The sequence below is a fragment of the Rheinheimera sp. SA_1 genome (assembly GCF_001669775.1).
In the GTDB taxonomy this organism is placed as follows: Bacteria; Pseudomonadota; Gammaproteobacteria; order Enterobacterales; family Alteromonadaceae; genus Pararheinheimera.
The window spans coordinates 150,860-176,354 of sequence record NZ_LXWK01000017.1 but is presented as its reverse complement, the minus strand read 5'-3'; the positions used below and the strand labels follow the sequence as shown (position 1 = coordinate 176,354).

The window sequence follows — 25,495 nt, the reverse complement described above, 5'->3', positions numbered from 1 at the left end:
AACGCTTGCCCTGAACATTGTGAAAACTTTGTTGTTGCGGTAGCCAGATGTCTGAGAAGAGAGTTACAACATGAGCGAACCCCTAGTGCTGGATTTGTTCTGGCGTGAGGCTGACGAGCACAAATCAGTGCGGCTGGAACTTGACCACCAGCCACTGACCATTGGCAGGGCACCTGGTAATCAGCTGGTGCTGGAAGACGCCAGTGTGTCACGCCAGCATGCAGAAATTATGCTGACGCCACAAGGGGTGATGATTAAAGATGCAGGGTCCCGTTTTGGTACTTTGCTCGATCAGCAGATATTGCTTCCAGGCAAAGCCATGCTGTTACCCAAAGCAGCTGAATTGCAGTTTGGCACACAAAAAGTACAGTTGAAAATGCTGCAGGACGAAGTGCAGGAGCAGGAATTTGCTATCTGGGCATTGCATGAATTGCAGCAAAAATTTGAACATATTCAACAGCAAACCTTGCTTGCTTTACATCAGGTCAGTCAGGACCCTGCTCGTTTAGCGCTACACCAGCACGAGCTGCAGCAACACTTCACCAGCATTATGCAACAGGCCGATACCTGGTCGGCGCAAAATACCTTATTGCAGCAACTCAACACCCTGTTGAATCAGACTCAGGGCCATCAGGATTTATTACAACAAGCAGTGCCGTTGATCGCGGATGTGCTGGGAGCAGAACGCGGTTTTGTACTGATGTTTGCACCGCGTGAACAGCGTTTTCAAAGTTATGCCGCTTATCAATACAACGCCATTTGTCAGCCAGAGCTGACTGAGCAAACCGAATTCAGTTTGTTGTTAGCGAGGCATTGTTATCAACAACGTGAGTTGATGGTCATTGACCAGTTGGCACAAATTTCTGAATTTCGGCTAGGCACAAAGCCAGTACCACCAGGTCTGCACAGTTTGTTGGTTTTGCCGCTGATTTATGGTGATGAAGTGCTCGCCGTCCTGTATTTGGATCATCAATCGCAGCATTGTGCTTTTAGTGCAGTGCAGCACACCTTTTTGCGCACTTTGCAGCAACAACTGGCACTAGCACTGAAAAGTGCAATTAGCCTGAGTCGGGCACTGACAGACGATCTGACCGGTGTCTACAGCCGCAATATGATGGAAGAACAAATCACCATCGCGATGGAACAAGCCAAACGTTATGGTCATCCTTGCAGTCTGATTTTTCTGGATATTGATAATTTTAAACAAATTAACGATCAGCACGGGCATCTGGTCGGTGATGAAGTACTGAAACGGCTTGGCCGCTTGTTACAGGATCTGGCACGTACCAGTGACGTGGTAGGCCGGCTTGGTGGTGAAGAGTTTGTCCTGCTGGTGACCGGCACCGCGCTGGAAGGCGCCATCAGCTATGCGGAACGGATCCGCCAGGATATTGTCAGGCTGCAATTAAAAGCCGGAACAACGCCAATTGCAGTCACTGCCAGTATTGGCGTGGCGGGTTATCATCTGCCATTGCACAATCTGGCCTATCGTTTTATTGAATGCGCCGATCAGGCGATGTATCAGGCGAAACACTTGGGGAAAAACCGGGTTTGTGTCTATCAGCCAAAGCATGATCCGCAGCAGGACACTGCGCTTGATTTACTGCGTTTAAGTTCGCAACATTACCAATGATGCAGTGCAGTCAGTGTCAGTCGCCGAATTCTCCGCTTGATGTCCATTGCCGCCAATGTGGCCACTTGCTGGATATAGACCTATCTGCCACCACGTCTGCCAGACCATTTTCGCCTTATCAGTTGCTGGACAAAGCCGGTGAAGGCGGCATGGGGGTGGTGTACCGGGCTTATGACGCCAGTCTGTGTCGTTTTGTCGCGATCAAAGTGCTGCGCGCTGCAACAGGGGCCGTCGGTCAGCAACAGGCTCAACTGGAAGAAGCCCGGTTATTATCGTCGCTACAACATCCGAATATTGTCACTGTGTATGATATTTCCCGTTACGGCGAGCAGCATTATATTGTTACCGAATGGCTCGAAGGTCAGACGCTGGAACAACTGCTGGCCGCTGGTAAACCAGAACTTGAACTGCTGCTGGATATTGCGATTCAGATGGCGCAAGGTATCGATTGTGCCCATCAGGCTGGTGTGATCCACCGTGATTTAAAGCCTTCCAATGTAATGCTGTTGAGTAAACAACAACAAATCAAGTTACTCGATTTTGGTATGGCCAGTCGTCAGTGTGGGTTGCCTTTCGCCGAAGCGGCCGCTGCTGAGCTGCAAACACCGGATGCTGACTGGTCACAACAAACCACTCAGGGCGCGCTGAAAGGTACTTTACCTTATCTCGCTCCGGAATTAACCGAAGTGAATGCGCAGGCCAGTGTGCAATCCGATATCTTCAGTTTTGGCGTGATGTTGTACCAACTCAGTTTTGGGGTACATCCATTTTTGCAGGCAACTGCCGTCCAAACTTTGCAAGCGATCAAAGAGCATCACCAGTTGCAGTTGCCGCCGTCTTCATTACCGCCGGCGCTGTTAAAAATCATCCGGCAGTGTCTGGCTGCGGCTCCTTTGGATCGACCGGCGTCAATGCAACAAATGGTGCAGGCGTTACAACAGTTGCAACGCGAGTTAAAGCAACGTGCGAGACTCGGCTGGTTGTATCCGCTGACCCGCACTGTGGTTTGGTTGCCACTCCTGCTTCTGACCATGGCTGGCAGCTTATATCTGGGTAAAACCAGTGTAGACCGGGATGATGTGCTAGGGAATGGCCAGACGCTGGCATTATTACCTTTTGAAAACATCGGTGCAGATCCGGCGCTGGACGGTTTTATTAAAGGCCTGAGCCTGAGCCTCAGTCACGATTTATCGCTGCTTGGTGAACAAAATCAGGATTACTGGGTGATCCCGGCAGCGGAAATCAGTCAATTGCAGCAACCCAGCGTCGCTGATTTACATCGCCAGTTTGCTGTCGATTTAGTATTACAAGGCAGTGTGCAACATTTAGGTGCCACCCGCCGGCTGAGGTTGGCCTTAGTCAATGCCAGCAATAATCGGGTGATCCGCAGTACTGAACTGGATCTGACACTCAATGGCTGGGATCAGGCTCAGCAGCAGATCCGCACAGCGGTGCTGGGGTTATTACAATGGCAACTCCCGGACAAACTGACCAGCCAATTATCCCGCGGCAGTGCCACTGACGATCGGGCTTATCAGCATTATTTAACCGGTTTGAGTCTGTTGTATCGGTTTGATTATCAGGAAAACCTCGAAAAAGCAGTGCAGGAATTACAAGCTGCCGTGCAATTAAATCCGGATTTTAAAGCAGCCTGGGTGGAATTAAATCGGGCATATTTAAAAATTGCCCGCTTGCGTGATTTCGAACGCTGGTTTGAACTCGCAGTCAAAACCAGCGATGATTTGGCCAGGAAATTTGGTGAAGATGCGGATGTCTTGCAATTGCTGGCGGAAATTCAAAGTCAGAAAGCAGATCATAAAGCTGCTATCGCTTTGTATTTGCAAGCTTTGGAAGTTTCAGAAAGCAATTCGTTATTGTGGCATGGTTTAGCAAGAGTCTATGAAGCCATTGGTGATTTGCAGCAAGCAGAATATGCCTTTGCCAAGGCGCGCGATATGCAGAAGAATTGGTTTAATCTGAATGCACTAGCGACTTTTTATTATCGAACCGGGCAGTTAATCAAAGCTATTGAATCTTTTAAAGAACTCAGTCTGTTAAGCCCGGAAAATGATCAAATTTTGCAAACTTTAGGCGCTGTACAGTTTGCCCAGGCCGATGTTGCAGGTGCTCTGGATACTTTTAAGAAAGCTTTAAAAATGGCTCCAAATGGCAACAATTATTCAAACGTGGCAACTGCGCTTTTTTATCAGAAAAAATATTCAGAATCAGTCGCATTTTTTGAACAAGCCGTTGCACTTAACCCAAAACAACTATTATTTTGGGCCAATTTGGCTGACGGATATCGCTGGGCAGGCCAGCAGGAGAAGTCGGTTCATAGCTATCAACAAGCGATAAATTTAATTCAACAACGTCTTAAAACTTCGCCTGAAAGTCTGAGATTGCAAAGTCGCTTAGCCTTATATCAGGCAAAATCTGCCAACTGTCATTCCGCAGTGAATTTTTTAAACAGCGGTATTGCCTATCCGGACAACTCTGTCGTTATTATGGCTGCGCAAATTGCAGAAATTTGTCAGCAAAGAGCTAAAGCAATCGATTTAATCAAGAAAGCCATGAGTGCAGGTTATTCAACACATTCAATACAAGAAGAGCCTGAGTTCGAAGTCTTATTAAGACAGGAACCTGATTTGCTAAATGCAACATCAGGCTCCTAAAGGCCCACCATATTTAGATGATAATATCGCCGCCTTCAACAATAATTTCCGGATCTTTCTGATAAATATGTTGCTGGCCTTGAGGTGTTTCTACTAACACATAAATGGCATAAGCATTATACATGGCCACTTTATCAGTATCCGTATCTGTGCAAACGGTTTGTTGCGCGCTATAAAGATTGCCATTGTGTTCTGTAGAGCCAAAGGAATAACGCATACTCTGGTTATAGCTAAATGGGTTATTAAAATATAAACCCCAGTCTAATACCGGAAAACCACTGTTATTTTCGAGTTCAAAAGTAACCACTTCTCCTTTTTGGACTGTGATTGAACTTTCTGCTGAATCAATATTGCCATCGGCATCCAGGGTAAATCTTTGTGTCGCCATTTTTTATTTCCTTGTCAGTAAATAGCAGAATAATGTACTTCGATAAGTGTCTTTGTGAGAAAAGCAGTCACGGCAGTTGTTGGGTATATGTGATTCAAACTTCTAAATTGTCAATCAGCCGTGTCGTACCAAGATTAGCCGCCAGTAAAATCACCAAAGGCGAACTGTGACTGTCAGCCAAATCCAGACTTTGCCGGTCGCAGATATGGACATAATCAGGTCGGAAACCAGCTTGTTGTAAAGTGGCTGCAACTTGTTGCTCCAGCGCCCGGAAATCGGCAAAACCGCTGGTGATCTGTTGTTGCAGCCATTGCAATTGCTGATAAATCAGCGGCGCGGTGGCACGTAGCTCCGGTGTTAAATAGCCGTTGCGGGAACTTAGCGCCAGGCCGTCCGCTGCGCGTTCAGTGTCTACGCCGACAATTTCAATTGGCAACGACAAATCTTCAGTAAAGCGGCGGATCACCGCCAGTTGTTGATAGTCTTTTTTACCAAACAGCGCCACATCCGGTTGCACCAGATTAAATAACTTAGTAACGATAGTGGCCACACCGCGAAAATGGCCAGGGCGGCTGGCGCCACAATGCAAATCACCGACTTTGGGTACTTCGACAGCGGTTTGGGTTTCCAGGCCGCGTGGGTACATCAATTCAGCGGAAGGCGTAAAGACTGCATCAGCCTGATGCGCGGTTAACCCGTCGCAGTCAGCTTGTAAAGTGCTTGGATATTTCGTCAGATCTTCAGTTGGACCAAATTGCATTGGATTAACAAAAATACTGACGATAACTTTGTCAGCCAGCTTCCGTGCTTCATCCACCAGCTTAAAATGGCCGGCGTGTAAATTGCCCATCGTTGGCACAAAGGCAACTTTTAAACCAGCACGGCGCCAGGTAGCAACGGTGGCGCGCAGTTCAGACAATTCAGAAATAATGTGCATAAAGTCCTCTGGCAACAAGCCCAGCCCTTAAAGTGACTGAGCAAAACAGGTCGCTGACCGCTTTAGTTAAAACTATGCTCGGCGCTTGGAAAAGCGCCTTGTTTGACATCGGTAATATACTGGCTGATCGCCCGTTTAATATCGCCGGTTTCCTGCAGGAAGTTTTTCGAGAACTTCGGAATATAACCGCTGCTGATGCCGAGTAAATCGTGCATCACTAAAATCTGACCATCGGTGTCGACGCCGGCACCGATGCCAATCACCGGAATACGTAACGCTTCGCTGATGCGTTTGGCCAATGCCGATGGAATACATTCCACCACCAATAGCTGTGCACCGGCTTGTTCCAGTTCAATGGCTTGTTGCAGGATATGATCGGCAGCAGCGCTATCGCGGCCTTGTACTTTAAAACCACCAAACACATGCACCGACTGCGGCGTCAGGCCAATGTGACCACAAACCGGCACACCACGTTCGGTCAGCGCTTTAATAGTTGGTAGTAAAAACTCACCACCTTCCAGCTTCACCATATTAGCGCCGGCTTGCATCAGCGGCGTGGCGTTAGCAAACGCCTGCTCCATGGTGGCGTAACTCATAAAAGGCATGTCAGCGATAACAAAAGCTTGTGGTGCACCAGCGCGGACGCAGCGGGTGTGGTAGGCAATTTCCGCGGTGCTAACCGGTAAAGTATCCGGATGGCCTTGCAGCACCATGCCAAGCGAGTCGCCAATTAATAGCACTTCAACACCGGCATCGGCAAAAAGTTTGGCAAAGCTGGCGTCGTAGGCTGTCAGCGCAGTAATTTTTTCGCCTTGTTGCTTCAGTTTCAGCAACGCAGAAGTGGTAATTTTTGCCATGTTATCCTCATCCGACCATTGAATTTTACGCGCGCAAGATTACATATCTGACGCCTTGTCGCAACCTATTATCTGCGACTTCGCTCTGAAATTACCGGTCGATTGCTGGCGGTGCGGCTAACACCACCAAACCATTCAGCGGCACTGCTTTCAACAGCTGTGCCAATGCTGTGCCATCGGGCAAGTGTAGCTCAGGCGCCAGCTCGGCCAGCGGATAGAGTACAAATTCACGCACTTTCATGCCATAGTGCGGCACTGTTAAACGTTCATTCTGAATGTTTTGTTCGCCATACAGCAGGATATCTAAATCCAAAGTTCTTGGGCCCCAACGCTGATCTTTGCGCTGACGTCCTTGTTCCAGTTCAATTTTTTGCAACTGATCCAGCAATTGTTCGGCGGATAAAGTGGTTACGATCGCGGCAACGGCATTGACGTAATCGGGTTGGTCTTGCGGCCCCATTGGTTTGGAGCCGTATAACGAAGAAACGTTTTGCAGCTGACAGTGTTCAAGTGCCGCTAACGCGACAACTGCTTGTTCCAGCTGCATCAGTGGCTGATGCAAATTTGCACCAAGCCCAAGGTAACAAAGGGTAGGCAGCGTTGTAGCTGCCGATTCTTTGTTAACAGGAGCTTGTGCAGTCGCCATCAATGATTATTCCGCGGCAGGCGCTGGTTTACGGCGCACTGGCGGTTTGCGTCGACGTTTTGGTTTGCTGTCGATGCCTTCTTTGCCAAGGTTGGCGACCAGTTCTTCACGGCCAGCTTCATCGGCTGCCTGGAAGCGTTGCCACCAGAAAGCCAATTCGCTGAGCGCGCCACCTTCAGCGGCAGCCCGTTGCTGCAGGAAATCAAAAGCACCGCGGAATTTTGGTAATTCCATCAGTTTAAAGGCACGACGACCAGCGCGTTTGCCTAAGCGGGTTTGCAAAGCCCAGATATCGCGGATGGACATAGTAAAACGTTTTGGAATGGCAATCACGCGCTGCACTTCATCCAACACTTCGGTCATCGCAATATTCAACGCATCGATATCGTTCAGGCCACTTTCGACCAGTAAAGTCTGCATCCGCAGTTCTACCGGATACCACAGCAGTGCGGCATAGATAAACGCCGGCGTCACCGGTTTGTCTTCGGCGACCCGCTGGTCGGTATTTTGCAGCGCGCTGGCAATCATATTAAAGGCTTTGCCTTCATTGTCTTGCTTCAGCACTTTGTGCAGTTGTGGCAGAAGCTGTTTCAGAATGCCGCTTTCGTGCATCAGCACAAAGTTGTCAAAAGCTTTACCAGCCATAAACAGCTTCAGACTTTCGTCAAACAAACGAGGCGCCGGAATGTTTTTCAGCAGTACCGCCAGTTCCGCAATAGGGGCAGCGGTTGCCGGTGCAATATCCATATTCAGTTTGGTGGCAAAACGCACGGCACGTAGCATCCGCACCGGATCTTCGCGATAACGGGTTTGTGGGTCACCAATCAGCTCAATTTTACGCTCGTTTATGGCTTGCACACCGTTGGCAAAGTCGTAAATAGCGAAGTCGTTGACTGAATAATACAAAGCATTGATGGTAAAATCGCGGCGCTCAGCGTCTTCTTCGATAGTGCCATAGACGTTGTCGCGTAAGATTTGACCGTGGTCACTGCGCACGCCGGTTGGAATATTTTCTTCATCTTCCCCGGCACTGTGGTGGCCACGGAAAGTCGCTACTTCAATAATTTCGCGACCAAACACCACATGTGCTAAGCGAAAACGCCGACCAATCAGCCGGCAGTTTTTAAACACTTGCTTCACCTGATCCGGATGGGCGTTGGTCACCACATCAAAATCTTTTGGCTGCTGACCGAGCAATAAATCGCGGATACAACCACCGACCAGATAGGCTTCATAACCGGCATCGTTTAAGCGGTACAAAACTTTTAAGGCATTCGGACTGATGTCTTTACGCGACACACCGTGTTGATCTCGGTTTAGGACTGTTAACGCTGGTAATACCGCAGATTGATGATGAGGATTTAACTTTGGCCCTTTACGGCTTTGTGGTCCACGTTCCGGACGCGGTCGGCGGCGGGTGGCATCATCATGATATTGTTTGCTGTGCTGCCGCGGTTCGCTGTCGCGATAACGCGGCTCGCCGTCGTTACTTGATTTGTCACGTTCGGTTTCAACAGTGGAGTCCAGCTCGGATCCCTGTTCAGTCGCTTGGATGGTTTTGGCGGTTTTTTTGCCAAATTTGCGACGGCAAAAATCTAAAACTCGGGAAATAATGGTGGTTCTCCTGTACACAAGGGCGACAGCGGAAAAGAAGCAGGCTGTCCATTGAAAAAAAACGTCGTCATCTTACCGCAGACTGGTGAAAAAATGAATGAAATCGCTGGCGAATGTCATGAAAAGCCTGCACCTTCCGCTGAATTTTTAGCCTTTGCTGATATTAAATCAGCACTTCAGTGGTTTTGGGCACTTTACTGAGTTGCCAGTTGGCCAGCGCCCAGCTTAATAATTCGGTTACGGCGGCACCTTGCAGTTCGCCGGGAACCTGCTGGCCTAATAAAATCAACGCCTGTTGCAGACTTTGCGACAGCGGCTGGCTGCTGATATCGGTGGCGTGATTTTGTTTACTGAGTTTCTGGCCAGGGGCGGTGACGGCGAGCGGCAAATGGCCATATGCAGGTGCTGTTTGCCCTAACAATTGACAAAGTGCCTGCTGCCGGGTGGTCATCTCCAGTAAATCGGCACCGCGGATCACCTGGCCAATTTGCTGCTGTAAATCATCGACCACCACCACCAGCTGATAAGCGAATAAACCATCACGACGTTTGATACTGTAGTGTTCACGGCAAATCGCATCCGGTATGTCGATGTGGCCAAACACTAAATCTGTAAAAGCATGACTCACTTCACCTGGGACTAGTCGCCACGCCAGCGGTTCAATCGACTGCGCCCGCTGTTGGCAATGGTTGTCGTAATGGCCGCCCAAACTTTGAATCCGGGCACGGCTACAGTTACAGCCATAGATTTTTTGTTGCTGCAGTAATTGTTCAAAAACGGTTTGATAGAGCGGCAGGCGTTGTGTTTGATAAGTTTCGGTTTGGTCCCAAAAAAGGCCAAATTGTTCAAGCGTGCGCAGGATATGATCAGCTGCACCAGGTTGCACGCGCGTGGTGTCAATATCTTCGATGCGAAGCAGCCATTCGCCACCATGCGATTTGGCCTGCAGATAACTGCCAACAGCAGCCACCAGCGAGCCAAAATGCAAAGGGCCGGATGGCGATGGCGCAAACCGGCCCCGGAAACGGGCAACGTCAGGGGTCATCATTAACCGCCGAGTTGTTTTTCCTTGATCTCCGCCAGAGTTTTACAGTCGATACACATATCAGCTGTCGGGCGGGCTTCTAACCTTTTGATACCAATTTCGATACCGCAGGTATCACAGTAACCAAAGTCATCGTCTTCGATCTTCTGTAAGGTTTTTTCAATTTTTTTCAAAAGCTTACGTTCACGATCCCGCGCACGTAACTCTAAACTGAATTCTTCTTCCTGAGCGGCACGGTCAACCGGATCCGGGAAGTTGGCGGCTTCATCAGCCATGTGGTTTTTGGTACGGTCCACTTCTTCGCGCAGTTGCTGACGCCAGGCGTCGAGAATTTTGCGGAAATGTTCGCGTTGCTTCGGGTTCATGTACTCTTCGCCCGGAGCCTCCTGATAAGGGGTGACGCCGGCTAAAGCTAACAGACCCAGTGCTTTATTAGTTTTGCCTTCTGGCATGGTAATCTCCTGTAAAACAGTGCCAAGCAAAAAGATGGCGGCTATAGATAGCAGAATATAAGCACCATCGCAATCACTATGAAAAAAGCCGCCGAAGTATACAGATTGATCCCTGCTTCGTCACCTTAATTTACTGGCTGGTCATACGACAAAAATGAACGTTACAATCTAGACCAGTTTTTGGCCCTTGTGAATCAAATTATCATGGCCATGTGTTGCTGAAGATGACAAAGCGCTAACAGAAGGAAGTAAAAATGGAATTGTGGTGGGCATTTTTGTTGTTAGGGGCGGCGGTGGGCTTTTTTGCCGGGCTGCTTGGGGTGGGTGGTGGTGGTATTATGGTGCCGGTGCTGACCAGTTTATTTCTGAGTCTGGGGTTTGCCGAATCAGTGCATATGGCACTTGCCACCTCTTTAGCCGCTATTGTGGTGACTTCTTTTGCCAGTGCCCGCAGCCATCATGCGCATCAGGCGGTATTATGGCCAGTGGTGTGGCGGATGAGTCCGGGCATTATTGTCGGGACTTTATTAGCAGCGTTAGTGGCAGCTTTTATTCCGACGGTAGCGCTGGCCTGGTTTTTCAGCCTGTTTATGGCTTATGTCGCGGTGCAGATGCTGTGGAATATCAAACCCAAACCCAGCCGTAGTTTACCTGGAACTTTGCCGCTGGCCGCGACCGGCTTTGGCATTGGTGCTGTTTCAGCGTTGGTGGCGATTGGCGGCGGGTCACTAACGGTACCGTTTTTAACCTGGTGTAATGTCAAAGTGCAGCAAGCGATTGGTACTTCGGCGGCGCTGGGTTTACCTATCGCCATCAGCGGCACCTTGGGTTATGCCATCAGTGGGGCTTTAGTGGCGCCTGCTCAGAGCATGCCGCAATGGAGTATCGGTTATTTATATTTGCCAGCGGTGCTGCTGATTTCAGTGGTCAGCTTTTTTACCGCGCCTTTGGGTGTCAAACTGGCGCATCGATTGCCGGTCGCTACCCTGAAAAAGCTGTTCGCGCTGCTGCTTATTAGTTTAAGCGCCAAGATGTTGCACCATGTCGCTTTTTAATGCTGAAGTTTATACCCAAATCTTCAAAGATGACGGGTATAAGCAGGTGCCGAAACTGGAAACGTCAGCCGGTGAACTTCAAAAAAGGCTGTGCTACACTCCGGCTTCTTCTTTTTTTACTCGCTGTTATTTGTTAATCAATGAAGGTCCAATATGACGCAACTGCTGCAAATCTCTCTGACCACCAACGCCGCCGACTCCCGTTTTGGTAAAAACCCAGCCTTAACGCCAACAGTGGATGGATATCAAATTCATCAGCCAGCGCAGGAGCAATTGCGAGCAATTCAAAAAGCCGGCCGCAGCCTGGATGGTTTGGGGGTGCAACAAGTGCAGCTGGCGGGTAGCGACTGGACGGTAGACAAACAATGGGCGTTTTATCAGGGATTTTGCAGCGCGAAAAAGCTTGGTGGCGTCAGTTGGGCCGGCACTGAGCAACAAGTAGAGCAACTGGTGCAATTGCAACAATGTTTCGCCTGGGCCAAAAAACAAATTAATCAAACCCCGGAAGATTTATCGCCACAAACCTTGTGTGCCGAAGCCACCGCATTTATCGAAGCGGTAGCGCCACGTGGCAGTATTACCGCCCGCACTATTGCCGGTGATGAATTATTAGCAGAGGGCTGGATTGGTCTGCATGCGGTAGGTCGCGGTAGTGATCGCGTACCGGCAATGTTAGTGCTGGATTTTAATCCAACCGGTCATGCAGATGCACCGGTATCTGCAGCTTTGATCGGTAAAGGCATTACCTTCGACAGCGGTGGTTATTCAATTAAAGCCTCTGAAGGCATGTTGACGATGAAATGCGATATGGGCGGCGCTGCAACAGTCACTGCTGCATTGGCGCTGGCGATTTTGCAAGGCCTAACCAAACGGGTACAACTGGTGTTGTGCTGTGCCGAAAACCTGATCAATGGCCGCGCTTACAAGCTGGGCGACATTCTGACTTACAAAAATGGCGTGAGTGTGGAAGTAGTGAATACTGATGCCGAAGGTCGATTGGTGCTTGCCGATGGTTTGTTATGTGCAGCGCAAACCGGTGCGCCGCTGTTGATTGATGCTGCCACCTTAACCGGCGCAGCGATGATGGCGGTTGGCACTGAATATAATGCGTTGTTTGCTTTGGATAAGTCGTTGCAAAACCGCGTGTTGGGTTACGCCGAACAAGTGCAGGAAGCCGCCTGGCCACTGCCGCTGGAGCGCTGGCACCAACAACAATGTCCATCACCTTATGCTGACACCGCCAATAGCCGCCCAATTAAAGGCGGTGGAACCGGTGGCGCCAGTAACGCCGCCGGCTTTTTAAGCCGTTTTGTGCCGAATGATGGCAAAGGCTGGTTGCATATTGATTTAGCGGCAGCGTTCCATAATACCGCCAATGGGTTCTGGGGCGCCGGCGCTACCGGCACCGGTATTCGGTTGGTTGCGCAAACGCTACTGACGGAAACGGCTTGATCCTTAAACATAAAAAAAGGAGCTATGACGGCTCCTTCATTTGGACCCTGTTTTGACCTTACCTGTCGCGGAAATTTGCCCGGCGCTGTTACAAGCGCTGGCAAAGCACAACAAAATACTGCTGACTGCGCACCCTGGCGCGGGTAAATCGACCTATCTGCCGTTATTTTTGCTGCAACAACCGCAATTCGCCGGTCAATTGATCATCATGCTCGAACCTCGAAGGTTAGCGGCGAAAAGTATCGCCAGTTATCTGGCGGTGCAATTGGGTGAGGCGGTTGGCGAAACCGTAGGTTACCAAATTCGCTTTGAGCAACAATATTCCGCCCGCACTCGGTTGCTTATAGTTACCGAAGGGGTGCTGATCCGGAAAATTCAGCAAGACCCGACCCTGGAAACCACCGATTTATTAATTTTCGACGAATTTCATGAACGTTCACTGCAGGCCGATTTAGCATTGGCGTTAGCGTTGGAAGTGCAGCAACTCAATGACCAGCTAAAACTGCTGATTATGTCGGCAACTTTGGCCGGTGCTGATTTGAGTGAAAAACTGGCCGCCCCATTGTTGCAAAGTGCTGGCCGAAGTTATCCGGTCGACATTCGTTATGTGGCGCCAACGCAAGAAGATGTTTGGTTGCAAAGTGCCAGATTGGCGAAACAGTTACTCAGCGACCATCAGGGCAGTTTTTTAGTATTTTTGCCGGGACAGCGCGAGATTGAACGGGCTTATGCATATCTGACCGAGCAGACTCTCCCTCAACAACAGTTACCCCCAGATGTGCAGGTATTTGCGTTAATCGGCTCGTTATCCTTAGCCGGGCAGCAACGGGCTATTGCGCCAGCAGCAAAAGGCCAGCGTAAAATAGTGCTGGCGACGAATATTGCCGAAACCAGTCTGACCATCGACGGCATTAGTTTGGTGATTGATTCAGGTGTCGCACGTCAGGCGGTATATCAGCCAAAACTTGGTTTTAGTAAACTGGATACGGTGCAAATTAGTCAGGCTTCCGCCACCCAGCGCGCTGGCCGGGCTGGACGGTTGAGTGCTGGTTTCTGTTATCGGATTGATACTGCTGAGAAATGGGCGCGCCGACCGGCTTTTACCACACCGGATATTCTACAGGCTGATTTATTGGCGCTGCGGCTGGAAATCGCTGGCTGGGGTTGTCAGGTGGCGGATTTATTCTGGCTGGACCTGCCGCCCTCCGCGCAATTGCAGGCAGCGGAGCAATGTTTACGCTGGCTAGGCGCTTTAGATGCACAAAATCAGCTGACGGCCCATGGTAAAGCCATGCTGAAGCTGCCAACAGATCCACGGCTGGCATCAATGTTATTGCACGCAGTGCGGTTTGAGCAGGATGGTTATCAAGGCGCGATCGCCTTAGCTGCCTGGCTTGCGGTATTACTGGAACAAAACCGGCGGTTTGACAGCACCGATGTCTTAGCGCAATTGGCGCAGCTTCGTGCCGGGCATGGTCGGCAACAAGCACAACAACAAGTGCGACAGTTATTTCAGGCACTTCGGCAATCTGCAGACATGTTGCATGCATCCTGGCCGGAACAAATCACCGGGTTACTGCTCAGTCACGCATTTGCTGACCGTATCGCCCAGCAACGTGGTCAGGGTTATTTACTGGCCAATGGCACAGGCGCGGTATTACCGCCGGACGATGCACTGGCGCACAGCCCTTATCTGGTGGTGGCTGATTTACGCCTGGTTGGCAATAACGCCTGGGTCAGCGCCGCTGCAACCTTAACGCTTGATGCGTTAACGCAGGAATGGCAAAACCAGCTGACCACCATCAAACATTTTGCTTTTGACGAAAGTTCCGGGCGATTTCTGGCGGAGGAGCGACAGCAACTGGGCGCTTTGGTGCTCAAACGCAAAAACCTCAGTCAAAGTCTGAGCCCTGCCGATCGTAGTGCTGCCTGGGTCGATTATCTGAGCAAAAAGGGCTTACAGCTGTTGGAATGGACCGATGCAGCACAGAATTTACAGCAGCGGCTGGCGTTAGCGCGCAAGCTGCAACCTGAAGCAGGTTGGCCGGATCTGTCGCTACCGACACTTGCGAGCACGATGCAACATTGGCTGGAGCCGTTTCTGACGAATATTAGTTCGCAAACACAGTTGCAAAAACTCGATTTGTACCCACTTTTATGGCAACAATTGAATTACCAACAACAGCAGCAGCTGAATAGCCTGCTACCAGCCAGCTGGCGTTCAGTGCTCGGCACCGATATTAAGCTTGTTTATCAGTCGGTTGGTCAGGCTGGCGGCCAGAAAGAAGCCCAGATAGATGTGCAAGTCGAGCTCGCTATCCGCATTCAGGAAATGTTTGGACAAAGCAGTACACCCACTGTTGGCAACGGTAGGGTGCCGGTGATTGTGACCTTATTGTCACCGTCGCGCCAGCCGCTGCAAAAAACCGCAGATTTGGCCAGTTTCTGGCAAAATGCTTATCAGGACGTAAAAAAAGAAATGAAAGGTCGTTACCCTAAACATTATTGGCCCGAAGATCCGTTACAAGCGATGCCTACTAATAAAACCAAAAAAGCGATGCAAAAATGACCAGTAGAAGACCAAGAACTAAAAAAGCCAGTTCGCTCAAACCCTGGTATCACAGCATTGGTTGGTTTTGTTTAAAAGCTGGCCTCGTGCTGGCGCTGACTTTGTTTATCTATCTGATTTATCTCGACAGCAAAATTACCACCTTGTTTTCCGGCCAGAAATGGCAAATTCCGGCGCAGCTGTATGGCCGCCCTTTGGCATTGGCGCCAGGTAAACATTTGTCGCAAGCGCAAATGCTGGACGAATTGCAGCGTTTACAATATCGGGAAGACTCAAGGTTAAGCGGCCCGGGCCAATTCCATGTCAACGGTCAGACGGTTTCGGTGTTTCGCCGTGCTTTTGATTTCCCGGCCGGCCATCAGGTCGCAACTTTGCTGCATGTCGGTTTTGCCGGTGAATTTATCCAAAGCCTCAGTACCGGCCGCGAAGGCCAAGCCCTGACCAACTCGCAGCTAGAACCGCAACTGTTGCAGCATTTAGTCGCCGCTGAACAGGAAGATCGCGAATTACTGGTCTTGGATCAGGTGCCGAAAACCATCAAAGATACCTTATTGCTGGTAGAAGACCGAGATTTTTATAGCCACCACGGCGTGTCTGCCTGGTCGGTGCTGCGGGCATTCTGGGCTAATTTACAAGCCGGAAAAACAGTGCAGGGCGGTTCAACCCTGACCCAGCAGCTGGCAAAAAATATGTATACCAATCAGCAGCGGACTTATTTTCGAAAAGTGAATGAAGCGCTGATCGCGTTGGTGCTGGATTACCGCTACAGCAAAGACCAGATTTTAGAAGCTTATCTGAACGAAATTTCGCTGGGGCAGTTTAAAGCCAATCCGGTGCATGGCCTGGGTCTTGGCAGCAAACTGTATTTTGGTAAACCGCTGGCGGAACTGCGGCCGCATGAATATGCGTTGTTGATTGCCATTATCAAAGGACCATCGCATTACGATCCGAGGCGTTACCCAAAACGAGCGGAAGATCGCCGCGATTTAATTCTGGGTATGATGCGCGAGCACGGCTTGCTTGATCAAACGCAGTGGTTTGCCGCCACCAGTCAGCCATTGGATGTCATCCCGATTGGCGAGCATCTGAAAGGCCGTTTCCCGGCGTATATCGACAAGGTACGTCAGGAACTGCGGGCATTGGTAAAAGATAAAACCCAGCTGCAAAACGGTATTCGGGTGTTCACCTATTTTGATGCGATGGCGCAACAAGCCGCCGAGCAAGCTGTTTTGCAAAGAGTCGCCAAACTGGACTCAGCCATTGAAGCGGCCGTGGTGGCAACAGACTATCAACAAGGGGCATTGACGGCCATTGTTGGCGGCCGCAATACCACCTTTGCCGGTTATAACAGGGCGATATCCGCCAAACGGCAAATTGGTAGCATTATCAAGCCGGTGGTCTATCTGACGGCTTTGGCACAACCTCATCGTTTTCACCTCGGAACGGTGCTGGCCGACACCCCTCTGACGCTGAAAAGTGGCAGCCGTAACTGGTCACCGCTGAACTACGATAAAAAATTCCGGGGTAATGTCAGTCTGATGTCTGCCTTAAGTGACTCGTTAAATGTGCCAACGGTGCGGCTTGGTTTACAACTCGGGTTACCAGCGTTGCAGCAAGCATTGCAGCAGCTGGGTCTGGAGCGGGAAGTGAAGCTGCAACCTTCATCGTTGTTAGGCGCAGTCGAAATGAGTCCGCTGGAAGTGGCACAACTGTATCAAACCATTGCCAATAAAGGTCAATATCGGCAGCTTGCCACGATTTCTGCCATCACCACGCATGACGGTACACCGGTGTATCAGCGTCAGTCAAAACCACAACAACGGGTTGATGCGTCCGCCGCATATCTATTACAGTTTGCGCTGAAACAAGCGACCCAAAGCGGCACGGCACAAAGCCTGGCGGCACAATTCCCGCGACAAAAGTTTGCCGGAAAGACCGGTACTTCCAGCGATTATCGCGACAGCTGGTTTACCGGTTTTGATCATGAAACCAGTTTGACGGTCTGGCTGGGACGTGATGATAATAAAGCCATTGGATTGACCGGCGGTAGCGGTGCTTTACCTATTTTTAGTACTTACTTTCAACAGCTTGGCGTAAATTCGTTGTTCCGGGCCGTTCCCGAAAATGTGCAAAAACAGTTTGTCAGCAAGATCAGTGGCCGTTTTGTTGAAGATTCTTGCGTTAACGTATTGTTATTGCCAGTGATATGGGTTGAAATGCCTTTGCAGCAACATTGTGATTGATTGTGCAATTAAGTAACATGCTGGCAGTCCGTTGCTGCAGTTGCAACAATGCCGGGGATACCAAACAGCTGGAGTTGTACAATAGCGGGATTTTCAGTAAGCACAATGCAGATCGACAATTCAGGTCAGGAACGCATGTCATTAACGCAGGTCAATTGAGCAGGTTATGTCATCTAAACCAGAACAGCAGCTAAAAGTCGGTGATTGGTGGTACTTACCAGAGCAAGACAAACTGGTAAAAGTCGATGCATTTGGCGAAGTTACCGCCACCGCTGATTTAGACAATTTATGCCAGAAGGCAATGAACTACTTTATCGTCAATGCGGGTCGCCTGATCACCAGAGATGAAATTCTGGCGGATGTCTGGGGGGTGCGTGATGTGTCCGATGGTCGTATTTCCCGCGTGATCCGGGTATTGCGGGTGGCGCTTGGCGATGACAGCCGCGAACCTCGTTATATCGAAACTATCCCCAAACGCGGCTTTCGCTTTATTGCGCCAGTGGCAGAAGTGGCCTCAATAGTCACTTTACCGGATTCCCTGATCGAGCCTGAACCGGCTGACAACGGCGCCACTCCAGAGCCACAGCCCGTTATTGTAAAGACCGGATCTAAACGCGTTGGCCGTTGGTATCATTGGGTAGCGATGATTTCTATGCTGGGTTGTGGTTTGCTATATCTGGTATGGCAACAGTTTTATGTCCAGGAACAGAACGTGGCTGGTGTACCTTTTAAACGCTTTCAGCCAGTGACCAGTTTAAAAGGGCTGGAGGTACATGCTGCTATGTCTCCAGATGGTAATTATTTAGCTTTTAATCATATCGATGCTCAGTCTCAGCAGCAGATAATATTGAAAAATTTAGAAAGTTCAGAACTGAAGGTGCTGGTTGACGACACTGCAAACCTTTCCAACGTTGCTTGGCGACCAGATGGAAAAGCGATGGCTTACATTAAACTTACGCGTGGCCATAGTTGTGAATTAAGGTTACTAACTCTAAGCAGTGATTTAAAAAAAGTTGCAAGTGACGAAGTACTTACGAAATGCAGTAATAATAGCTTGGTTGGCAGATTAAGTTGGTCTCCTGACGGAGCTTCAATTGTGTTTCCGAACAATCCGGAAAATTCGCCGAACACGGTGTTGATGTTATATCCAGTGTTTGGCGGGAAAGTGGAGCAATTGACCACTCCGCCCCCAACCAGTGTCGGTGATTTTGCGGCACGTTTTGCGAAAAAAGGTAACCAGCTTGTATTTCTGCGTGATGTCGGTGGTGGCAGCGGTCAAATCTGGTTGCTGGATCTAGATAAGCGCACAACCGAAATGTTAATTCAACTCGAAAACAACTATCCGGGAAATGTTGACTGGTACGACCATGATACAAAGATTATTTATCCAGCAACGCCAAACAGTATCTCCACTATAGATATTAAAACTAAAAAAGTAGAAACCTTGTTTCAGACCGACAATGACGCTCTTGAGGTATCTGTTAGCACGCAAAACCGCATATTAGCAACGGTAGGTCAATTCAGACTGGTTACTTTTATGAAGCTAAATAACCAACTTACCAATCCCAAGCCAACAAAAGAACTTATCTTTGAATCCAGTCGTAGTGAACGAATGATCCAGATTGGTTTACGCGATGATTTACCATCTGCTGTGTTATCGAACCGCAGTGGTTTGTTTCAGTTCTGGTTCCATTACCCTGATGGTCGTCAGGTTCAAGTTAGCGATTTCAAAAACTGGATTATGCTCCGAGAAATGGTGTTTTCACCCGATGGCAAGCGTTTATTGGCAAGTGTTGGTAATGAAATCTGGATATTTGCTGTCGGGGAAAAACCATTACTGTTAAGCAATCAAGGGCAGACTGTACGCGGGCCGAGCTGGAGCCATGATGGACGTTTTGTCTATTTCAGCAGTGCAGTGCAAGGACGCTGGCAAATTTCTAAAACCGATACTAAAAACCTGAGCCAATCGGTGGTTGCGCTGGATTTAGATTATTACCAAGAAAGCCCCAATGGTGAATATCAGGTGGTGAGACGCAGCTTGGATGCGGGTTATGAATTGCATTTACGCGCCAATGGCGAGGTAATTGAACTGCCGATTGATTCAAAAGGTGTTTTGCTGCCACATTTTGTACTGCGAGAGAAAGCTTTATATTACAGCACGATTTTGGATAACAACCAGCTGGAAATCCGCCGCTTTGATCTTGCAAGCCGGCAACTTACTGCTGTAGATCAGGGAAGCATCAATTCGACCCGCAGATTTTCAGTCAGTCTGGATGAGCAATATATCTATCTGCCTTCGACTACGATTGGCAATCTGGATATTGCTGAAATGCATTAAGCAGGAATTTATCAGTATTTTGTCGATATTTCATCAGGTGAAAATGTCATCCTTTCTGCTTTATTGGTGTTGGATTTTCTACAACACAACAGGGGTTTATGATGAAACATCTTAAGTTTTTTTGCGCAATTAGTTTGTTCGTAACAGCTTTTTTATATGTCCAGTATGCTGAAGCAATGTCAGTTACAGCACAACCAGCGAAGCTGAATATAACCATTGAGATTGACCGCGCGTCAGACGATGATGATCGTGAAGATACAGATGAAGTAGGTGATCAATGTTTGCTCTTATTCCCATTTTGTGAAGCGCACATAGCCTAACGGGGATTTATAGCCGCTTTAGTAAGCGGTAAAACCCATTTCCAATAACGATTTGTTACTCCTAATAGTCTTAAAGAACAACTACTTTCATGTATACTCCCCGGAGCTAATTTGCCCGGGGAGGCCTTCATGCATTATGCCGAACCTCTGATTCGTTTTGCTAACTGGCGCTTTGAGCGGGCGACCGGTCGGTTGATGCGCGCCGATGAACCTGCGACGGTTTGTAAACTTGAACCCCGCTTGCATCAACTGTTAAATTATTTTCTGCAACACCCACAACAGGTTATTTCCAAAGATCAATTAATGGACGACATCTGGCCTGAAGGTGAAGGCACCGATGGCGCCGTGATGCGCGCGGTTGCCAGTCTTCGCAAGACACTGCAGCCTGGGATGGATGGACAAGACTGTATTGAAACCTTATCCAAACGAGGCTATCGCTGGAAGGCAGAGCTGCAGTTGGAGAAAGCATCGGCTGGCAACCTTGCTGCTGAAGCGCAGGTTGCTGGCGAAACCGCGAATCCATGCTGGCCGGAAGCAAAAATGGCCGGGCCTGGCACCGTCACTCCGGTACCGCTGCCTTTCAAGTCGGAATCGCTTACCAGTACTCTTCATCTGCAACAAGGTCGGCCGGATCAGACCAGACCAAGTTTATGGTACTGGTTGCTGAGCGCAATCCTGATAGTTCTGGTTCTACTGGTGTTTGCTGTCACTTTATTCAACCTGGGCAAACAGACCCGGCAACCGGTTTACAGTCAGATGCTGACTGTCAGTGCGATGGCCGGTGATGAAGTAGCGCCGTTGCTTCATCCTGATCAGCAGTCGATGTTTTATCACTACCTCGCACCACAACAGCAGCAATGGCGCTGGTTGATGCATGATTTATCCAATCATCGTAAAACGTTATCCAGCACTGGTTTTGATGCCATGAGTCAGGCCGTCTGGCTGGATAAGCAACACTTTTTATTTCAAGGCAGCCGCCAGGGGCAATGTCATTTTTATCGCCAGTCGACGGCTCTGGCGACCAGTGAACCTGAAGCTTTGTTTAGCTGTCAGCGTATTTTTATGCAGAGTCTGGCTCGCGATGATCATCATCTGTATTGGTTAGAGCAGGATATTGCCAGCGGTAACAGTCAGTTATGGCAACGTCCAATCGCCGGCCTTGCCGCCAATCAAAGCGGTGCCCGTTTGTTGTTTCAGTTCTCCAGCAATTTCCGCCGTCCGGCAAATCTGGTGGTCCAACAGCACAAGCTGTACCTGGTACTGGAAAAAGATTTCCATTCCAGTTCGTTGTTTGAGTTTGATTTGCAAAGCGGGCAGATGGAACGGCTAAAAGATTTTTCCTTTGTCATTAACTCCATCGCACCCTGGCAGGGTCAGAATCTGTTAATCAGCTCTGCCGAGTCATTGCTGGTATATCCATTGGCGTCAGGGCGGGTGATCCGGCTGAACACTGCGCATGGCTATTTCCGGCTAGCAAAACGACAGGGGGACGATATTGTCGCGGTGAATACGTTTGGTCATGGCAAAGATGTTTATCCATTAACCATGCAAGGCAATACCATCCAATCGGCCTTTGTTTCGGATCTGTCCTTTGCCAGCAACAAAGACGATTACGCGATGGCAATTAAAGCCGGACAAATTGCTTTTGTCTCAGAGCGCTCCGGTGCGGCTCAGATCTGGCTACAACACGCAGATACTGTGGCGCAGCTCACCCATTTTGAAGGTAAACGACAGATTAGCCAGCTGTTGTGGTTCGGCGATAACCTGTTTGCGCTAGTCGATTTGCAGCTGTATCAGATAGATGTACTCACCGGTCAGCTGACATTGCAACCGATCGAACGCCCGGCCAGAGTGACGGTTTGCCAACAACAATTATTTTGGACGCAGTGGTCAGAACAAGGCTGGAGTCTGTTTAGACTTGATCAACAGCAACAACCAACCGAATTGAAAAAACAAGTCACCGATGTGCGCTGTGGGCCAGAAGGTTTTCTGGTGCTGCAGTTAAGTCAGCAGCCAGAGCTACAGCTGTGGTCGTTAACCGATGGTAGTTCGAAACCATTGCCGGCCACAGTGGACTGGCGTGTTGGATTTGCCGAGCGTTGGGTGACCAATCATCAGGGATTGTATTGGCTTACGGGGGATGATGTGTCACGACAATTGATGTTTTTACCCTGGCACAACAAGCAACCACGACAGCTGGTACTTTCTGCCGACACGTTACCCGATGGCCTCTATGCCGATTTCCAACAGGATCAGCTGTATTATGTTCAGGAAAAGTCGGGTACGGCGGATGTGGTCTGGCTAAAACAAGCGGGAACGGCAGCAGAGGATAAACCCTAAACTGCCGCCAGCTATTGCAGTTTAAAGTTGAGCAAATGCCCGATCAGCAGCCGCAATAGTTGCTGCCAAATCTGCTTCGCTGTGTGCCAGACTTAAAAAGCCAGCTTCATAAGCGGAAGGTGCCAGATAAATTCCATCAGCCAGCATCAGATGGAAAAACTTCTTAAAAGCCTCGATATTGCACTGTGTCGCTTCGGCATAACTGCTAACACTTGAGGCAGTGGTAAAGAACAAACCGAACATACCACCGACCTGATTGACGCAAAGTGGCACGCCATGTTTTGCCGCTGCAGCTGTTAAGCCTTGTAGCAATTGAGTGGTTTTTGCCGTAAGGCTTTCATACACACCTGGCTTGCTGATTTCAGTCAGCGCCGCTAAACCCGCCGCCATGGCAATCGGGTTACCTGATAAAGTACCGGCCTGATAGACGGGGCCGAGTGGCGCAATGTGCTGCATAATGGCTTTTTTACCGCCAAAAGCACCCACCGGCATCCCGCCACCGATAATTTTACCCAAAGTTGTTAAATCCGGTTTCACGTCGTAATAAGCCTGAGCGCCGCCTAAAGCAACGCGGAAACCCGTCATCACTTCATCAAAAATCAACACCGCGCCATATTGGTCACAGAGGCTGCGTAAACCTTGCAGATAACCCGGATTGGGTGGAATACAGTTCATATTGCCCGCCACTGGTTCAACAATGATACAGGCAATGTCAGCACCTTTTTCGGCAAATAATTCAGCAAGTTGTGGTAAATTGTTAAATTCGCAGGTCAGGGTGTACTTGGCAAAATCAGCAGGAACGCCTGGTGAGTTCGGCACGCCCAGTGTCAGCGCGCCTGAGCCAGCTTTGACCAGCAATGAATCGGCGTGACCATGGTAACAACCTTCAAATTTGACGATGGTGTCGCGCCCGGTATAACCACGCGCCAGGCGAATCGCGCTCATCGTCGCTTCGGTACCGGAGCTGACCATCCGCACCATTTCCATTGAAGGGACTAATTTGGTTACCAATTCAGCCATATCAATTTCAGCCGGGCAGGGCGCGCCAAAACTCAGGCCTTTTTCGGCCGCTTTAATCACTGCTTCACGAATAGCCGGATGATTGTGCCCTAACAGCATTGGTCCCCAGGAACCGATGTAATCAATATATTGATTACCATCAACATCATAGATGTAGGCGCCATCAGCGCGGTCGATAAAGACCGGCGTGCCGCCAACACTTTTAAAAGCACGGACCGGCGAATTGACACCACCAGGGATCGTTTGTTGGGCACGTTCAAACAGTTGTTCAGATAAAGTCATGATTAAAATCCATTACAAAATTCGGGAAGTTTCAGCAGTGCGCACGCGGTAGGTCACTGATGCATAACGAGTGACCACAACCGGCTCACTGACAGGTATTAACCTTTATTGGAAAACCACGGCACGTCTTTTTCATACTTGCTGACCAGGTTTTCAACGCCCAGCGTCAGCGCAAATAACGCCATCCGCACCAGCACACCATTGTCGGCTTGACGGAAAATAGCCAGGTTCGGATTCAGGTTTAAATCGTTATCGAGCTCGTTTGCTTCCTGACGTGAATCACGCGGCAGCGGGTGCATAATCACGGTATTTGATTTGCAGTGCTGAGTGTATATCTGCTGATTTAACCGGAACTTACCGCGGTATTTGTTGGCTTCTTCCTGCGATGGAAAACGCTCTTCCTGGATGCGGGTCTGGTACACGATGTCGGCGTTGATATTACCTGCTAACTGATCGGTTACAGTTACCTGATGACCGGCATTTTCTATCGCAGAGATAATTTCGTCCGGCATTGCCAGTTCGTTCGGGGCGATCAGCGTAAATTTGATGTTGTTATACAAAGCCAGCAGCTTGGATAACGAGTGCACGGTACGGCCGAATTTTAAATCGCCAATCATCGCAATGTGCATGCCGTCGATGCTTTGCTGCGAAGCTGCCAACTCGCGTTCAATGGTGAATAAATCCAGCAGTGCCTGCGTCGGGTGTTCATTGGCGCCGTCACCGCCGTTTAACACCGGTACCCGGCTGCCTTCGGCAAATTCGGCTACTGAACCGGCTTGCGGATGGCGCATCGCAATCACATCGCTGTAGCTGCTGATGACGCGGGCTGTATCAAACAATGATTCGCCTTTGGATAAGGCCGAGGATTGCATGCCGGTGGTTTCACGTACTTCACCACCTAACAGGTTGAATGCACAACCAAAGCTAACGCGGGTACGGGTGCTGGGTTCAAAGAATAAATTACCGAGAATGGCGCCTTCAAGCACTGTGGTGCGTTTTTTACGGTAAGCATAAGGTTCCATGCTGTGGGCAATTTCGAAAATCTGCCGGATACTGTCGCGATCGAATTGTTTAACCGAGAGGATATGTTCGCCTTTGAAGCTCATGCTGGATGCCTTTTACCGGAAGTGACAGAAAGCGGCTCGGAGCCGCTGAACTGGCGCGCAGTATAGCAAAGTCAGCCGCTAAACACGAACCGGATCAAGTCGGTTTCAACACTGCCAACAGAATAATGGCAAACATTGCTAACACCGGCATTTCATTAAAGATCCGGTAAAAGCGCGGGCTTTTCTGATTGCGGTTGTGTTTAAAATCGGCAAGCAACTTAAAGCAATAACCGTGGTAACAGTACAGCAATATCACCAATAATAATTTGTAATGTAGCCAATGACTTGCCTTAAACCAGGCGGCGCCGTAGCTGTGAATTAACAACAGGCCAAAAATCAGCGTCAGAATGGCAAAAGGCGTCACAAAATACAGCAGACGCCGTTCCATGATTTTAAAGATGGCATCAACGTCACTCGAGGTATTGCCCGCGTGATAGACAAAGATCCGCGGTAGATTAAAAATACCGGCAAACCAGGCCACCATAAATCCGATATGTAAGGCTTTATAAACAAGTAATAACGTCAT

The 25,495-nt window shown here is 49.3% G+C and carries 19 protein-coding genes; 9 read left to right on the top strand and 10 right to left on the bottom strand.

Annotated elements, in window-relative coordinates:
- Positions 1 to 70 precede the first annotated feature (70 nt).
- Both A5320_RS16350 and A5320_RS16345 read left to right on the top strand, forming a co-directional pair.
- A complete protein-coding gene (locus A5320_RS16350; protein ID WP_068067318.1) occupies positions 71 to 1,633 on the top strand; it encodes a diguanylate cyclase in 1,563 nt (520 codons plus the stop codon).
- Positions 1,630 to 4,305 carry a serine/threonine-protein kinase gene (locus tag A5320_RS16345; RefSeq protein ID WP_068067313.1) on the top strand — a complete coding sequence of 892 codons (2,676 nt, stop codon included), beginning with the start codon at positions 1,630 to 1,632 and terminating at the stop codon, positions 4,303 to 4,305. Before A5320_RS16350 ends, A5320_RS16345 begins: the two co-directional genes overlap by 4 nt.
- A gap of 13 nt (positions 4,306 to 4,318) precedes the next feature.
- On the opposite strand, the gene A5320_RS16340 is transcribed toward A5320_RS16345, so the two are convergent.
- From A5320_RS16340 to dksA, 7 genes are all read right to left on the bottom strand, one after another.
- Positions 4,319 to 4,693, bottom strand: a complete 375-nt coding sequence (locus A5320_RS16340; RefSeq protein ID WP_068067310.1) for a hypothetical protein — start codon at positions 4,691 to 4,693, stop codon at positions 4,319 to 4,321.
- A 94-nt stretch (positions 4,694 to 4,787) separates the two neighbouring features.
- Positions 4,788 to 5,630, bottom strand: a complete 843-nt coding sequence (gene panC, locus A5320_RS16335; protein WP_068067307.1) for a pantoate--beta-alanine ligase — start codon at positions 5,628 to 5,630, stop codon at positions 4,788 to 4,790.
- 62 nt (positions 5,631 to 5,692) lie between these two features.
- Positions 5,693 to 6,487, bottom strand: coding sequence for a 3-methyl-2-oxobutanoate hydroxymethyltransferase (gene panB / locus A5320_RS16330; RefSeq protein WP_068067305.1), 795 nt, complete (start codon positions 6,485 to 6,487; stop codon positions 5,693 to 5,695).
- 91 nt (positions 6,488 to 6,578) lie between these two features.
- The gene (gene folK, locus A5320_RS16325; RefSeq protein ID WP_068067302.1) at positions 6,579 to 7,133 is read right to left on the bottom strand and encodes a 2-amino-4-hydroxy-6-hydroxymethyldihydropteridine diphosphokinase; all 555 of its coding nucleotides are present in this window, start codon (positions 7,131 to 7,133) and stop codon (positions 6,579 to 6,581) included.
- Between the two features lie 6 nt (positions 7,134 to 7,139).
- Positions 7,140 to 8,765: a polynucleotide adenylyltransferase PcnB gene (gene pcnB, locus A5320_RS16320; protein WP_231916755.1), complete on the bottom strand. Its 1,626-nt coding sequence runs from the start codon at positions 8,763 to 8,765 to the stop codon at positions 7,140 to 7,142.
- Positions 8,766 to 8,910: 145 nt separating this feature from the next.
- Complete coding sequence (gluQRS, locus tag A5320_RS16315; protein ID WP_082971863.1) at positions 8,911 to 9,792, bottom strand: tRNA glutamyl-Q(34) synthetase GluQRS; 882 nt, start codon at positions 9,790 to 9,792, stop codon at positions 8,911 to 8,913.
- Between the two features lie 2 nt (positions 9,793 to 9,794).
- Positions 9,795 to 10,244, bottom strand: coding sequence for an RNA polymerase-binding protein DksA (dksA, locus tag A5320_RS16310; protein WP_068067292.1), 450 nt, complete (start codon positions 10,242 to 10,244; stop codon positions 9,795 to 9,797).
- A 254-nt stretch (positions 10,245 to 10,498) separates the two neighbouring features.
- Between dksA and A5320_RS16305 the strand changes: the two genes are divergently transcribed.
- The 7 genes from A5320_RS16305 (at position 10,499) to A5320_RS16275 (ending at position 22,561) form a co-directional block, all read left to right on the top strand.
- Positions 10,499 to 11,299, top strand: a complete 801-nt coding sequence (locus A5320_RS16305; protein ID WP_068067290.1) for a sulfite exporter TauE/SafE family protein — start codon at positions 10,499 to 10,501, stop codon at positions 11,297 to 11,299.
- A 153-nt stretch (positions 11,300 to 11,452) separates the two neighbouring features.
- Positions 11,453 to 12,751 (top strand): aminopeptidase PepB, encoded by a 1,299-nt coding sequence (gene pepB, locus A5320_RS16300; RefSeq protein ID WP_068067288.1) that lies wholly within the window; start codon positions 11,453 to 11,455, stop codon positions 12,749 to 12,751.
- Between the two features lie 52 nt (positions 12,752 to 12,803).
- Positions 12,804 to 15,320 (top strand): ATP-dependent helicase HrpB, encoded by a 2,517-nt coding sequence (hrpB, locus tag A5320_RS16295; RefSeq protein WP_082971829.1) that lies wholly within the window; start codon positions 12,804 to 12,806, stop codon positions 15,318 to 15,320.
- Positions 15,317 to 17,563, top strand: coding sequence for a penicillin-binding protein 1B (mrcB, locus tag A5320_RS16290; protein WP_068067282.1), 2,247 nt, complete (start codon positions 15,317 to 15,319; stop codon positions 17,561 to 17,563). The genes hrpB and mrcB overlap by 4 nt, the downstream gene beginning before the upstream one ends.
- A gap of 166 nt (positions 17,564 to 17,729) precedes the next feature.
- Positions 17,730 to 19,901, top strand: a complete 2,172-nt coding sequence (locus A5320_RS16285) for a winged helix-turn-helix domain-containing protein (RefSeq protein ID WP_068067275.1) — start codon at positions 17,730 to 17,732, stop codon at positions 19,899 to 19,901.
- Between the two features lie 101 nt (positions 19,902 to 20,002).
- Positions 20,003 to 20,221, top strand: coding sequence for a hypothetical protein (locus A5320_RS16280; protein WP_068067273.1), 219 nt, complete (start codon positions 20,003 to 20,005; stop codon positions 20,219 to 20,221).
- A gap of 129 nt (positions 20,222 to 20,350) precedes the next feature.
- Positions 20,351 to 22,561 (top strand): winged helix-turn-helix domain-containing protein, encoded by a 2,211-nt coding sequence (locus tag A5320_RS16275; protein ID WP_068067268.1) that lies wholly within the window; start codon positions 20,351 to 20,353, stop codon positions 22,559 to 22,561.
- A 21-nt stretch (positions 22,562 to 22,582) separates the two neighbouring features.
- On the opposite strand, the gene hemL is transcribed toward A5320_RS16275, so the two are convergent.
- The 3 genes from hemL to A5320_RS16260 all read right to left on the bottom strand — a co-directional run bounded on the left by hemL (position 22,583) and on the right by A5320_RS16260 (position 25,495).
- Complete coding sequence (hemL, locus tag A5320_RS16270; protein WP_068067266.1) at positions 22,583 to 23,863, bottom strand: glutamate-1-semialdehyde 2,1-aminomutase; 1,281 nt, start codon at positions 23,861 to 23,863, stop codon at positions 22,583 to 22,585.
- Positions 23,864 to 23,961: 98 nt separating this feature from the next.
- Entirely contained in the window at positions 23,962 to 24,969 is a 1,008-nt protein-coding gene (locus tag A5320_RS16265) for an aspartate carbamoyltransferase (RefSeq protein WP_068067263.1), read from the bottom strand.
- A gap of 94 nt (positions 24,970 to 25,063) precedes the next feature.
- Positions 25,064 to 25,495 (bottom strand): CopD family protein, encoded by a 432-nt coding sequence (locus tag A5320_RS16260; protein WP_068067260.1) that lies wholly within the window; start codon positions 25,493 to 25,495, stop codon positions 25,064 to 25,066.

Bases quoted from the DNA above. Each gene is read 5' to 3' on its own strand.
- A5320_RS16350 (WP_068067318.1), top strand. From the start codon at position 71: ATGAGCGAACCCCTAGTGCTGGATTTGTTCTGGCGTGAGGCTGACGAG.
- hemL (WP_068067266.1), bottom strand. From the start codon at position 23,863: ATGACTTTATCTGAACAACTGTTTGAACGTGCCCAACAAACGATCCCT.
- panC (WP_068067307.1), bottom strand. From the start codon at position 5,630: ATGCACATTATTTCTGAATTGTCTGAACTGCGCGCCACCGTTGCTACC.
- panB (WP_068067305.1), bottom strand. From the start codon at position 6,487: ATGGCAAAAATTACCACTTCTGCGTTGCTGAAACTGAAGCAACAAGGC.
- A5320_RS16340 (WP_068067310.1), bottom strand. From the start codon at position 4,693: ATGGCGACACAAAGATTTACCCTGGATGCCGATGGCAATATTGATTCA.
- A5320_RS16265 (WP_068067263.1), bottom strand. From the start codon at position 24,969: ATGAGCTTCAAAGGCGAACATATCCTCTCGGTTAAACAATTCGATCGC.
- A5320_RS16280 (WP_068067273.1), top strand. From the start codon at position 20,003: ATGAAACATCTTAAGTTTTTTTGCGCAATTAGTTTGTTCGTAACAGCT.
- A5320_RS16260 (WP_068067260.1), bottom strand. From the start codon at position 25,495: ATGACGTTATTACTTGTTTATAAAGCCTTACATATCGGATTTATGGTG.
- mrcB (WP_068067282.1), top strand. From the start codon at position 15,317: ATGACCAGTAGAAGACCAAGAACTAAAAAAGCCAGTTCGCTCAAACCC.
- gluQRS (WP_082971863.1), bottom strand. From the start codon at position 9,792: ATGACCCCTGACGTTGCCCGTTTCCGGGGCCGGTTTGCGCCATCGCCA.
- A5320_RS16275 (WP_068067268.1), top strand. From the start codon at position 20,351: ATGCATTATGCCGAACCTCTGATTCGTTTTGCTAACTGGCGCTTTGAG.
- A5320_RS16305 (WP_068067290.1), top strand. From the start codon at position 10,499: ATGGAATTGTGGTGGGCATTTTTGTTGTTAGGGGCGGCGGTGGGCTTT.
- folK (WP_068067302.1), bottom strand. From the start codon at position 7,133: ATGGCGACTGCACAAGCTCCTGTTAACAAAGAATCGGCAGCTACAACG.
- pepB (WP_068067288.1), top strand. From the start codon at position 11,453: ATGACGCAACTGCTGCAAATCTCTCTGACCACCAACGCCGCCGACTCC.
- A5320_RS16285 (WP_068067275.1), top strand. From the start codon at position 17,730: ATGTCATCTAAACCAGAACAGCAGCTAAAAGTCGGTGATTGGTGGTAC.
- dksA (WP_068067292.1), bottom strand. From the start codon at position 10,244: ATGCCAGAAGGCAAAACTAATAAAGCACTGGGTCTGTTAGCTTTAGCC.
- A5320_RS16345 (WP_068067313.1), top strand. From the start codon at position 1,630: ATGATGCAGTGCAGTCAGTGTCAGTCGCCGAATTCTCCGCTTGATGTC.